This is a genomic window from Arthrobacter sp. TJ-240 (assembly GCF_058269195.1).
This window is the reverse complement of the sequence record NZ_JBZCNG010000003.1, coordinates 94,544-105,468: the sequence shown is the minus strand read 5'-3', so window position 1 is coordinate 105,468 and position 10,925 is coordinate 94,544. Positions and strand designations below refer to the sequence as shown.

12 protein-coding genes are annotated in these 10,925 nt (G+C 71.8%); 6 read left to right on the top strand and 6 right to left on the bottom strand.

The window, feature by feature from the left end:
• Positions 1–18 precede the first annotated feature (18 nt).
• Together mshD and AC4D2C_RS08740 are read right to left on the bottom strand one after the other, a co-directional pair.
• On the bottom strand, positions 19–975 hold the full coding sequence (gene mshD / locus AC4D2C_RS08745) for a mycothiol synthase (protein WP_490914172.1): 957 nt from the start codon (positions 973–975) through the stop codon (positions 19–21).
• Positions 976–1,182: 207 nt separating this feature from the next.
• Positions 1,183–1,890: a winged helix-turn-helix transcriptional regulator gene (locus tag AC4D2C_RS08740; RefSeq protein ID WP_490907310.1), complete on the bottom strand. Its 708-nt coding sequence runs from the start codon at positions 1,888–1,890 to the stop codon at positions 1,183–1,185.
• A 183-nt stretch (positions 1,891–2,073) separates the two neighbouring features.
• On the opposite strand from AC4D2C_RS08740, the gene AC4D2C_RS08735 reads away from it, so the two are divergent.
• The 4 genes from AC4D2C_RS08735 to AC4D2C_RS08720 all read left to right on the top strand — a co-directional run bounded on the left by AC4D2C_RS08735 (position 2,074) and on the right by AC4D2C_RS08720 (position 5,298).
• The gene (locus tag AC4D2C_RS08735) at positions 2,074–2,826 is read left to right on the top strand and encodes a hypothetical protein (RefSeq protein ID WP_490914170.1); all 753 of its coding nucleotides are present in this window, start codon (positions 2,074–2,076) and stop codon (positions 2,824–2,826) included.
• A gap of 198 nt (positions 2,827–3,024) precedes the next feature.
• Positions 3,025–3,624, top strand: a complete 600-nt coding sequence (locus AC4D2C_RS08730; protein ID WP_490907316.1) for a nitrobindin family protein — start codon at positions 3,025–3,027, stop codon at positions 3,622–3,624.
• A 79-nt stretch (positions 3,625–3,703) separates the two neighbouring features.
• A complete protein-coding gene (ygfZ, locus tag AC4D2C_RS08725) occupies positions 3,704–4,789 on the top strand; it encodes a CAF17-like 4Fe-4S cluster assembly/insertion protein YgfZ (RefSeq protein WP_490914168.1) in 1,086 nt (361 codons plus the stop codon).
• 41 nt (positions 4,790–4,830) lie between these two features.
• Positions 4,831–5,298: an ankyrin repeat domain-containing protein gene (locus AC4D2C_RS08720; protein ID WP_490914788.1), complete on the top strand. Its 468-nt coding sequence runs from the start codon at positions 4,831–4,833 to the stop codon at positions 5,296–5,298.
• A gap of 22 nt (positions 5,299–5,320) precedes the next feature.
• Here AC4D2C_RS08720 and AC4D2C_RS08715 read toward each other — a convergent pair whose 3' ends face one another.
• Both AC4D2C_RS08715 and AC4D2C_RS08710 read right to left on the bottom strand, forming a co-directional pair.
• Positions 5,321–6,046 (bottom strand): GNAT family N-acetyltransferase, encoded by a 726-nt coding sequence (locus AC4D2C_RS08715; protein ID WP_490914166.1) that lies wholly within the window; start codon positions 6,044–6,046, stop codon positions 5,321–5,323.
• Positions 6,047–6,049: 3 nt separating this feature from the next.
• On the bottom strand, positions 6,050–7,075 hold the full coding sequence (locus AC4D2C_RS08710; protein ID WP_490907322.1) for a 6-phosphofructokinase: 1,026 nt from the start codon (positions 7,073–7,075) through the stop codon (positions 6,050–6,052).
• Between the two features lie 267 nt (positions 7,076–7,342).
• Between AC4D2C_RS08710 and AC4D2C_RS08705 the strand changes: the two genes are divergently transcribed.
• Positions 7,343–8,209, top strand: coding sequence for a UbiA family prenyltransferase (locus AC4D2C_RS08705; RefSeq protein WP_490914164.1), 867 nt, complete (start codon positions 7,343–7,345; stop codon positions 8,207–8,209).
• Positions 8,206–9,720, top strand: coding sequence for a phytoene desaturase family protein (locus tag AC4D2C_RS08700; protein WP_490914163.1), 1,515 nt, complete (start codon positions 8,206–8,208; stop codon positions 9,718–9,720). The genes AC4D2C_RS08705 and AC4D2C_RS08700 overlap by 4 nt, the downstream gene beginning before the upstream one ends.
• A gap of 17 nt (positions 9,721–9,737) precedes the next feature.
• Here AC4D2C_RS08700 and AC4D2C_RS08695 read toward each other — a convergent pair whose 3' ends face one another.
• Together AC4D2C_RS08695 and AC4D2C_RS08690 are read right to left on the bottom strand one after the other, a co-directional pair.
• Positions 9,738–10,553 carry a carotenoid biosynthesis protein gene (locus AC4D2C_RS08695; RefSeq protein WP_490914161.1) on the bottom strand — a complete coding sequence of 272 codons (816 nt, stop codon included), beginning with the start codon at positions 10,551–10,553 and terminating at the stop codon, positions 9,738–9,740.
• 84 nt (positions 10,554–10,637) lie between these two features.
• A complete protein-coding gene (locus tag AC4D2C_RS08690) occupies positions 10,638–10,877 on the bottom strand; it encodes a PspC domain-containing protein (protein ID WP_490914159.1) in 240 nt (79 codons plus the stop codon).
• Between the last annotated feature and the right edge of the window lie 48 nt (positions 10,878–10,925).

The window sequence follows — 10,925 nt, the reverse complement described above, 5'->3', positions numbered from 1 at the left end:
ACAACCTTACAAGGTGGGTTACGCCCGTTTGCCCGCGTACATGACGTCGACGTCCCAGCGGGTGAATCCGAGCTTCCGGTACAGGGCGACGGCGGCGGTGTTGTCCGCGTCGACGTACAGCATGATGGCCTGCAGGCCCCTGCCGTGGAGGTACTCGATGCCCGCGATCGTCAGCGCCTTGCCGAGCCCCAGGCCCTGCGCCTCGGGCGTCACGCCCACCACGTAGACCTCGCCCATGGGCGGGTGCGCACCGATGCCGGGGTGCACCTTGGTCCAGTGGAAGCCGAGCAGTGCGCCGTCCTCCTCCCGCACGGCGAGCAGGAAGCCCTCGGCGTCGAACCACTCCTCGTCCATGCGTGCCTCGAGGTCCGCCCGCGTGGTGGCGCCCTGCTCGGGATGGTGGGCGAACGCCGCCGCGTTGGCGGCGAGCCACGCCTCCTCGTCCTGCCCGCGGACGAACGCCCGCAGCGCCACGCCGTCGGGCAGGCGCACCTCCGGGAGGGACTGCTCGGCGGCCCCGCGCGTCAGGCGCATGCGCCACAGCTCGCGCACGGGGACGAAGCCGAAGCGGGCGGCGAGGTCCGCGGCAGCCGAATGGTTGCCGTGCGACCAGCCCTGCAGATCGTCGATCCCCTCGGCCAGCACCGCCTCGACGAGGGCGGTGCCGGCTCCCTCCCCGCGGCAGTCGGGGCCGACGACGAGTTCGAGGACCGCGCCGTCCGTGCTGCGGGTGATGACGGCGACGCCGGCGAGCTCGGCCTCCTGCTGCCCGGGGGTGCGTGCCGTGAGGACGAGCAGTCGGTCGCCGGCGTCCTGTGCGCGGAGGGTCAGGAGTGTCTGCTCCGACAGGGGCGGGTTGCCGTCCGCCTCCGCCGCTGCGGCGGCGAGCCGTCGGATGTCGTCGAGGACGGCCGGCCCGGGGGCGCCCGCGGTCCTCTCGACGGACCAGGTGGGAAGAGGCTGCGCGGCGGTCATGTGCCCAGCCTAGCCCCGCCCGCCGAGGGGTTTGGCGCCCTGCGGACCGTGCGCTAGTGTGGAACACGCTCAAGGGGGATGCGCCAGTGGGGCGCCCGCGATACGTTCGACCCGTATGTCCTCCACCACTGTTCCGCGACGAACGACGCAGAAGCCCCCTCCACCCGCGGGTGGAGGGGGCTTCTGCGCGCCGGGGCCGTCCCGGACTCAGGCGTTCTGGTCGACCGAGCTGCGGTCCTCGGGCAGGCGCGTCAGCGTGAAGCGGTAGCCCACGTTCCGCACCGTCCCGATCAGCTGCTCGTGGTCGGACCCGAGCTTCGCGCGCAGGCGCCGCACGTGCACGTCCACGGTGCGCGTGCCCCCGTAGTAGTCGTAGCCCCACACCTCGTGCAGGAGCTGGTCCCGGGTGAAGACGCGGCCGGGGTGCTGGGCCAGGTACTTCAGCAGCTCGAACTCCTTGTACGTGAGGTTCAGCGGCTCGCCGCCCACCCGCGCGGTGTAGCTGGCCTCGTCGATCACCACACCCGAGGCGTGGATCTCCGTACTCGTCTCTGCGCCGGCCGCCGTGGAGCGGGCGATGACGAGGCGCAGTCGCGCCTCCACCTCCGCAGGGCCGGCCGAGTCGAGGACGACGTCGTCGGCGAGCCAGTTGGCCGCCACCGCCGCCATGCCGCCCTCGGTGAGCACGAGGACGAGGGGTGCGCTCAGGCCCGTGGCCTTGAGGAGCTGGGTGAGGGAGCGGGCGCCGACCAGGTCCTTCCGTGCGTCCACCAGGACGACGTCGCACGGGTCGGTGTCCAGCAGGGCCGTGGGCTCGGCCGCCAGGGTGTGCACCTTGTGATTGAGCAGTTCGAGCGCCGGCAGGATCTCGACGGACGAGCCGGTGGTGTTGGTCAGCATCAGGATGTGCGGCATGTGTCCTCCACGGGTCGGGGATGCGCATCATCGGGCAGGGATGCCCTCGGGTCCGGCCGGGATCCGAGGGCGGTAGAGATTTGCACAAGTATAGCCGCCCCCTTGTGAGGTGGCCCACGCGCGCCTACTCCCTCCGTACGCAGGTTTTCGCAGCCCCTGTGCGGGTAGGGCAGTATTGCTCGGGTGAAGAGGACGAGCGTGGCCGCAGCGGCCGGGGCCGCGGCGCTGGCGACCGGGGCGATCGTCGCGTCCTCCTACATCTCCCCGACGGCGGTCCTGATCGTCACGGCCGTCGCCTGCCTCCTGACCGCCGTCGGCTGGCCCTACGTCCTGCGCGTCCCCGCCCGGAAGAGCCTGTCGGCGGCCATCGGGCTGAGCGCCCTGCTCGCCGTCGTCCTCGCGGGCACCACCCCCGGTCCGTCCTTCCTCACCTGGTTCCCCGCCTCGGTGGCCCTCGGCGTGGGGGCCGTCTTCATGATCCAGCTCCTCCGCGGCACCGGGCAGAGCCTCCGGCTCGAGTCGACGCTCGGGGCGAGCGCGGGAGCGGTGATCGTCGGTATGGGGTCGGGCTGGGTTGCCGCGGATCGCCTCGTCGCGAACGCCGCCGACTCCGGCATGACACTCGTCACCGGGGTCAGCGTCCTCGTCGCGATCGCCGTCAGCCTCCTGCCCTTCCCCGACCGCATCGTCGCACCCGTCGCCGTCGCACTCGCCGCACTGGCCGGTCCCCTCGGGGCGCTCCTGTTCACGGACGTGCCGGCGCTCGCCGCCGCGGTGGTCGGGCTCGCCTGCGGTGTGGTCATCGCGGGGACGCGCCGCCTGCTCGTCGGCCGGGAGGCACCGCTGGCGGTCGTCGCGGCGGTCGCCGCCGGGATAGCTCCCGTGCTCGCCATCGGCGCCGTCGTGTACCTCCTCGACAAGCTGTTCCTCGCCTGAGCGCGTGTGACGGGGCAAGCAGATCCTGTCGGGCACCGTCCGGACCGGGCGTTAGGATGGAAGCATGTCCATCCTTGCCCTTGAAATCTTCTTCATCTCGCTGCTGGTCGTCGCCGGTCTCGGCATGGCAGGTTTCGCAGCCCTTGTCATCACGCGCCTGTACAAGGGCCAGAAGTAGCCGACCGACCGGGAGCCCCCATGTCGATTGACCTGCCCACCGACCTCACGCCCGAGCTCGTTCCGCTGTCGTGGCTCCTCGGAACCTGGGAGGGGACGGGGATGCTCGGTGAGGGTACCGCCGAGTCGGAGCGTTTCTCCCAGCGGGTCACGTTCTCGCAGAACGGCCTTCCCTACCTGCAGTACAGCGCGGAGTCCTGGCTCATCGACGAGCAGGGGGCGCAGCTGCGACCGCTCTCCGTCGAGACGGGCTTCTGGGCCCTCGACCGCAAGCTCAACGACGCCGACGTCGGTCCCGGACTGAGCCCCGCGGACATCGTCCCGGCGCTCAAGACGGCGGACGAGGTGGAGCAGTTCCGCAACGACGCCGGTGGCTTCGACATCACCGCGACGATCGTGCACCCCGGAGGCATCGCAGAGCTGTACTACGGCAGCATCAAGGGCCCGCAGATCCAGCTCAGCACGGACCTCGTGATGCGCGGTCAGCATTCCAAGGAGTACACCGCGGCCACGCGCCTGTTCGGCCTGGTGGAGGGCAACCTCTACTGGCGCTGGGACGTCGCGGCCGACGGCAACTCCCTCGAGGCCCATGCCTCGGCCATCCTGAAGAAAGTGTCCTGAGCGCCCCGTAAGGGCGCACGACCACGAGCACGACCACGAGCACCGCGGAATAGTCCCGCCCGGAAGGCGTTATACCGTCATGATCCCGCGCAGCCCTCTCCTCAACCGACCCGGTGCCGTCGAGGGCGGCGGCGCCGACGCCGGGGTGGCCTCCCACTACGGCGACCCCTTCCGCGAGCAGCGCCTCCTGGCCGACGGGCAGGCCGTCGTCGACCTCTCGAACCGGGGCGTGGTGACGGTCTCCGGGCCGGACCGCCTCAGCTGGCTCAACACGCTCTCCTCCCAGCTGCTCCTCGGGCTGCAGCCGGGGCAGAGCTCGGAGACGCTGCTCCTCACCGTGCAGGGCCGCATCGAGCATGCCGCGCACGTCGTGGACGACGGCACCACCACGTGGCTCGTCACCGAGGGCGGCGAGGCCGCTGAGCTCACCGCGTTCCTTGAGCGCATGAAGTTCATGCTCCGCGTCGACGTCGCCGATGCCACCGGCACCTGGGCCGTGCTCGGTGCCACCCGCGCCGTGCCGGAACTCGGCGACGCCGTGGTGTGGGAGGACCCATGGCCCACGGTCGGGACGGGCGGCTACGCCTACTCGACCGTCGACGACACGCACCCCGGGCGCGAACGGCCGTGGTTCGAGCATCTCGTGCCGCGCGACGCGCTCGAGGCCGCCGTTGCCTCGACCGGGCTGGCCCTCGCCGGCTCGCTCGCCGCCGAGGCCCTGCGGATCGCCGCGTGGCGGCCGCGGCCCGGCTTCGAGACCGATGAGAAGACCATCCCGCACGAGCTCGACCTCATGCGCACGGCCGTGCATCTCGCGAAGGGCTGCTACAAGGGCCAGGAGACGATCGCGCGGGTCCACAACCTCGGCCATCCGCCCCGTCGGCTCACCTTCCTGCACCTCGACGGGAGCCAGCACACCCTCCCGGCGGTGGGCAGCCCGGTGATCAGCGAGGACCGCACCGTCGGCCGGGTCACCTCGGTGGGCCACCACTACGAGATGGGTCCGATCGCCCTCGCCGTCCTCAAGCGCTCCGTCGACGCCTCGGCCGACCTGCTCGTCCAGGACGGGGAGGAGCGGTACGCGGCCGGCCAGGAGGTCATCGTCGCGCCCGATGCCGGCCAGGTGGTCGGACGCGCGACCGGGTTCCTGAGGGCGCCGCGATGAGCAAGGAGGACGACGGCGTCACGCCACGGGACGGGAGCCTGATGCCGGGAGCCGGCGTGCACGCCGGCGGGCAGTCCGACGCCGGCGCAGCAGCCGGTGACCCACAGCAGAGCGACAGACAGTCCGACGCGGACGCAGCGGCCGCGATCGCCCTGGCCCATGCGCTGTTCGACGCCGCCCGGCAGGGCGACACCACGACGCTGGTGCGGTACCTCGACGCGGGCGTCCCCTTCACGCTGACGAACACGGCCGGGGACAGCCTGCTGATGCTCGCCGCGTACAACGGGCACCCGGCGATCGTCCGTGATCTCCTGGCCCGGGGCGCCGACGCCGACCAGGCCAACGACCGCGGACAGACACCGCTCGCTGGTGCCGTGTTCAAGGGCCACACCGAGGTGGCGGGACTCCTCGTCGAGGCAGGAGCCGATCCGGATGCCGGGACGCCGTCGGCTCGCGCCGCCGCGGAGATGTTCGGGCGGACGGACCTCGTGGGGCTGTTCGGCGAGTAGGGCCCGGATCCCGTGCCCGGGCTCACCGCCGGCCGAGGGCCACCGAGGTCTGCGTCCCCGCGTACAGGAACCCCGCGCGGCGAGCCGTCCGCTGGGACGCGGTGTTGTCCGTCCTCGCACGCCACTGGGGCACGAGGCCCGCGGCCATGGCCTCCTCGATGGCGACGGCGGCCACGCGCCCCGCGTAGCCCTTGCGCCGTTCCTCCGGCGGTGTGATGGCGGCGATGTGGGCCAGGATGCCCTCCCAGATGTCGTACCCGGCGCCCGCCAGCGGCGTCGGCTGCGCATCTGCTGCGTCAGCGCTCCCGTCCACCAGGACGAACGGGTGCTCGACCCCGCCGAGATCCGCCTCGGCGACGTCGTCCGGCGGGCACCTGCGCTCGAGTGCGCGGACGAGCGCGGCCTCGCTCGAGACCACGGCGGGCGGCCCGTCGAACTGCGGCAGCGCATCGCAGAAGTACAGCTGGGCCTCGCCGAGAGCACGCCCCCCGTGATCGCGCGTGAGCGTCAGCAGCGTCGAGGCACTCCGCAGCTCCGGCCCGGCGAGGTCCCGCCCTGCCTCGACGGCCCAGGCCGGTCCCCTGAGGACTTCCCGCCCGAACAGGGTCACGAATGTCAGCAGGGAGGCGTCGCCGTTCGTGCTGTAGAGGCGTTCGGAGCCGCCGTCGCCGAGCGCACCGTCGTCGAGCCCGAGCAGGCGGGACCAGGCGAGCTGGATGATCGAGACCGTGCCCGGATCGAGGTGCATCGCTCAGCCGAAGAGGATGGCGGCTTCGTCGTAGCGGTGCTGGGGGACCCGCTTGAGGTTGCCGAGCGCCGCCTCGAATCCCACGTGCGCTATCTCCGTGCCGTTGAGGGACACCATGGTGCCCCACAGCTCGTCCGTCACCGAGTCGACGGCGGCCATGCCGAGGCGCGTGGCGAGCACGCGGTCGAACGACGTCGGGACTCCGCCGCGCTGGATGTGGCCGAGGATCGTGGCGCGGGTCTCGATACCCGTGCGTGCCTCGAGCTCGGGCGCGAGCTGGTCGGCGATCCCGCCGAGGCGGGGCCGGCCGAAGGTGTCGAGCCCGCGTTCGGAGTGGGCCTGCTCCATGTGCGAGGGGACGAAACCCTCGGCGACGACGACGAGGGGGGCGCGTCCTCGGGCGTTCGCCGTCGACACCCATTCGGCGATCTGCTCGATGCTCGTCTGCTGCTCGGGGATCAGGATGGCGTGCGCGCCCGAGGCCATACCGGCATGCAGGGCGATCCAGCCCACGTGGCGGCCCATCACCTCGGCGATCATGCAGCGGCTGTGGGACTCGCCCGTGGTGCGGAGCCGGTCGATGGCCTCCGTGGCGATCTGCACGGCCGTGTCGAACCCGAACGTGTAGTCGGTGGCGTCGAGGTCGTTGTCGACCGTCTTGGGGACGCCGACGATCCTGAGGCCGAGGTCGGTGAGCCGTTTGGCGGCGGCCAGGGTGCCCTCACCACCGATCGCGATGACCGCGTCGATGCCGAGGCGGTCGAGGTTCTCGCGGATGGCGTCCGCGCCGCCCTTGCCCTCGAAGGGATTGGTGCGGGACGTCCCGAGGATAGTGCCGCCCTGCTTCGAGATGCCCCTGACCGCGTGCCGCGGGAGGTCGACGACGTCGCCCTCGACGACCCCGCGCCACCCGTCGCGGAAGCCGACGAACTCCTGCCCGTGCACCTTGATGCCCTTGAGCACGGCACCGCGGATGACGGCGTTGAGCCCGGGGCAGTCGCCGCCGCTGGTGAGGATTCCGATCTTCATATGGCGTGGGGTTCCTTTGACGAGGAGGTGGATGGTCCAGCGGGAGCACGCCGTCGGGCCCGACTATGATTCTAGACACACACCGGTCCGCCGGCCGACGGCTGGCCCTCGGACCCACGGACCCTCGGACCCTCGGACCCTCGGACCCGCGGGCACGAGGGCGGGGGCGGAGGCGTGCCGCCGACCACGTAGGCTGGGGACCGTCCGGCGCACGAGGGCTCGAGCCCGTCCGATGCGCGCCCAGCCGGTCCGAGGAGGACACCCGCAGTGCCCCAGGCAGGTTTTGCGCCAGCGGCGCTGCGCATGGTCCACATCTCCCGCCCCGTCCTCTGGATCAACACCCTGGGCACCGGCGTCGTCGGGATGTGGCTCACAGGCACGTTCTGGCAGGCGGAGGCACTCGCGCTCCTGGTCTGGCTCACGCTGCCGTTCAACCTGCTCATCTACGGCGTCAACGACATATTCGACCAGGACACGGACGCCCTCAACCCGCGCAAGGGTTCGCTCGAAGGCGCCCGCATCAGGGCCTCGGAGGTCCGTGCCATCTGGCTCGCGGTCCTCCTCACGAACGTGCCGTTCCTCGCCTGGTTCGCGCTGACCCTTCCGCCGGCGGCCCTCGCCTGGATCGCGCTCTACGCGCTCGTCTTCGTCTTCTACTCCGCCCCGCCGCTGCGCTTCAAGGCGCGGCCGTACCTCGATTCGATCAGCAACGCCGCCTACGCGTTCCCGCTCGTCTTCGTCCCCTACGCACTCGTTGACAGGCCGGTGTGGGCGGCCGCGCTCGGCCTGATGGCCTGGAGCGCCGCGAAGCACACGTACGACGCCGTGCAGGACATCGACGAGGACAGGGGAGTGGGCATCACCACGACGGCCGTGCGTCTCGGCGTGCGCGGCGTCGTCGCCTGGAGCGGTGCGTGGTGGGCCGCCTCGACCGTGTGCTTCGCGCTGGTGAACATCCCCGTCGCCGTCGTGAACGCCCTGATCGCCGGCTGGCTCCTGTGGGGGCTGTACCGCGACCCGCGTCCCGAGACGGGGCACCGGCTGTACCGCTACTCGATCGCGTTCCCGTATGTCGCCGGCACCGTCGCGGGCGTCCAGCTCGTCGTCGCGCTGACGCTGGGCCTGTACCGATGAGCCGGGTCGTCGTCGTCGGCGGCGGGATCGGCGGCCTCACCGCTGCGGCGCTGCTCGGCCGCGCGGGCCACAGCGTGACCCTGCTCGAAGCCGCCGACCACGTCGGCGGCAAGAGCCGCCGCATCGAGGTGGCGGGGCAGCGCATGGACACCGGGCCGTCGCTCCTCACCTTCCCGGGCGTGTGGCAGGAGCTCCTGGCGCTGCTGGATACCGTCGCCCCCGGGACACCCGCTTCGACCATGGCTTCCAGTGCCGGTTCCAGTGCCGGTTCCAGTGCCGGTTCGTCGACCCGTCTGCCGTCCGGTTCGCCGTCCCGGCCCACCGACGCCGCGGGCATCGCGGACCTCCGCCTCGAACGGCTCGAGGAGGTCGGCACCTACTACCACCGGGGCGAGGCGTGCCCGCTGCCCGTGCCCGAGGGCCACCCCTGGCACGAATCGTGGGTACGCTTCGCGGCCGAGCACGGCGTCCTGGGCGGAGACGTGTCGCGCCTGCTGACCACGGCTCCGCTCGACCCGTCGGCCTATCCGGCGCTGAGCCGGCTGGGCAGGCTGTACGGCCGGAAACTCACCACCCGCAGCTACCTCGACAGCCTGCCGTGGCTCCCCGACGGCCTGCGCGAGGTGATTGCGATCCACACCCTCAACGCCGGCGTGAGCCCCACCCGCACACCCGCCCTGTACGCGAGCATGCCCGCCATCATGGCGCAGGACGGCGTCTGGATCCCGGAGGGCGGCATCTACGAGCTGGTGCTGGCCCTCGAACGGCTCGCGGTCGACGCCGGCGTCGAGATCCGCACGGGCGAGCCCGCGCAGCGCATCGGACGGCGGCGGGTGATCACCGCCTCGGGCACCTACCCGGCCGACGCCGTCGTCGGTGCGCTCGACGCCCACCGCCTCGGTGGACTGCTCACGGGCCGCCCGCCCCGGACCCCGCGGAAGCTCACCTGCTCCGCCGTCGGTATCTACGCCGTGCTCGCCCGGCCGCTGCCCGAGGGGACGAGCCGCCACGGGGTGATCATGCCGGACGACCCTGCGGCGCTGTACGCGAGCCTCGAGGCCGGCGACGAGCCGCAGCAGACCATGGCGTTCGCCAACTACTACCCGGCGCACGGGGTCTACCCGAATGCGTCGGCCACGCTCGCGCTGCTCCTGACCGCGCCGGCCAACGGGAAGACGTACTCGCTCGAGGACCCCTTCGTGCGGCGCGAACTCGACAGGACCACGCGCGTGCTGGGACTGCCCGAGCCGATCCAGGACTATTTCGCGCGCCACGAGATCCTCGATCCCGGCTACTTCGGTGAGCAGGGCTCGGCCGGAGGGGCCCTGTACGGAGCGGTGCATCCCGCGTGGATGAGCGGACCTTTCCACGTACCGCCCTACTCGGATCCGGTGAGGCCCTGGCTGTGGCGCGTGGGGGCATCGGTGCACCCCGGCGGAGGGCTGCCGGCCGTGCTCGGCGGGGCGATGATGTCCACGCAGAAGCTCCTGGCTCGGCTCGGTCCGGCGTAGCCGCCGCGCGCTCGGCCTCAGCCGCGCGGAGCGGCTTCCACGGGTTCCGTCGTCGTCCGCCCGGTGGGTGCGGTCCCTGCCAGCTGCAGGCGACGCCGGACGAGCAGGACGATCAGCGCGGCCGCCAGGACGGCAGGGAACACGAGCCCGGAGAACACGCACACGCCCAGCCACAGGAACATCGAGACGAGCAGGCTGTCGACGAGTCCGGGCCGCAGGGGTTCCTCGGTGAGCCGGCGGCCGCCGATCCGGACCATGATCGCCGAAGCGATCAGCCCGGAGACGAGCCACCCGGCGTAGTTGGAGAGCGGAACGCCGTAGTACGGACCGCCGCCCGGCCAGATCCAGAAGCCGAGCGCCGCTGCGCCCGGGTCGAGGACGCCGTCGACGACGACCAGCAGCAGCCCGCCGAGGACGATCCTGCGCAGCGCCGTGCCCGTCCCGGACACCACGGCCACCGCGCCGATGACCAGCGGGACGTAGGAGAGCGGCAGCAGGTACGGCACCAGGCCGAGGATCGTGGGGCCGAGCGGGTCGCCGTAGTAGAACTCGCCGTAGGGGTAGCCCGTCGCCACCCCGAAGCCCTCGATGAGGTAGCCGAAGACGGACACGGCGACGAGTGCCGCCACCCCGCGTGCGGCCCCGAACTGCCGGACGAGCGCCACGAACGCGGGCAGTGCGATCAGCAGGTTGAAGCCGTAGGACGCGTACTCGGCACCCTCGACGTCGGGGAACCGGACCACGAAGTAGCCGGAGACGAAGAGGAAGGCACAGGACGCGATGAGCAGGCGGGGGAATCGGCGGGGGACTCGGCGGGCGGTGGGTTTCGGCACGCTCTCCATCCTCGCAGGTCACACGGCGGAAGGGGCACCCGCGGTGTGCGCGGATGCCCCTTCCCCGGGGCGGGTCGTGGAGCCCTAGCGGCCGACGACCTTCTGCAGGACGATCGTGCCGTCGGTCGCCGGGAGCAGCAGCCACAGCACCAGGTAGAGCGGGAGGCCGATGAAGGGGAGCAGGAAGCTCAGCAGCATCGCGATGCGTACGTAGCTCACGCGCCAGCCGTACTGCCGGGCGATGCCGGACGCGATACCGCCGAAGATACCGCCGGGGGCCCGCTTGACGGGGGAGGAGCGGAGGATGCGGTAGAAGGATTCCATGGTGTGCCTTTCATAGGAGGGGCTGGTGCGCCGCTCGGTCGGAGCTGG

What these genes read in the sequence shown, in the direction of transcription:
- AC4D2C_RS08700 (WP_490914163.1), top strand. Translation starts at nt 8,206, where the DNA reads ATGAGCCGGGTCGTCGTCGTCGGCGGCGGGATCGGCGGCCTCACCGCT.
- AC4D2C_RS08740 (WP_490907310.1), bottom strand. Translation starts at nt 1,890, where the DNA reads ATGCCGCACATCCTGATGCTGACCAACACCACCGGCTCGTCCGTCGAG.
- AC4D2C_RS08720 (WP_490914788.1), top strand. Translation starts at nt 4,831, where the DNA reads ATGCCGGGAGCCGGCGTGCACGCCGGCGGGCAGTCCGACGCCGGCGCA.
- AC4D2C_RS08710 (WP_490907322.1), bottom strand. Translation starts at nt 7,075, where the DNA reads ATGAAGATCGGAATCCTCACCAGCGGCGGCGACTGCCCCGGGCTCAAC.
- AC4D2C_RS08715 (WP_490914166.1), bottom strand. Translation starts at nt 6,046, where the DNA reads ATGCACCTCGATCCGGGCACGGTCTCGATCATCCAGCTCGCCTGGTCC.
- AC4D2C_RS08730 (WP_490907316.1), top strand. Translation starts at nt 3,025, where the DNA reads ATGTCGATTGACCTGCCCACCGACCTCACGCCCGAGCTCGTTCCGCTG.
- AC4D2C_RS08690 (WP_490914159.1), bottom strand. Translation starts at nt 10,877, where the DNA reads ATGGAATCCTTCTACCGCATCCTCCGCTCCTCCCCCGTCAAGCGGGCC.
- ygfZ (WP_490914168.1), top strand. Translation starts at nt 3,704, where the DNA reads ATGATCCCGCGCAGCCCTCTCCTCAACCGACCCGGTGCCGTCGAGGGC.
- mshD (WP_490914172.1), bottom strand. Translation starts at nt 975, where the DNA reads ATGACCGCCGCGCAGCCTCTTCCCACCTGGTCCGTCGAGAGGACCGCG.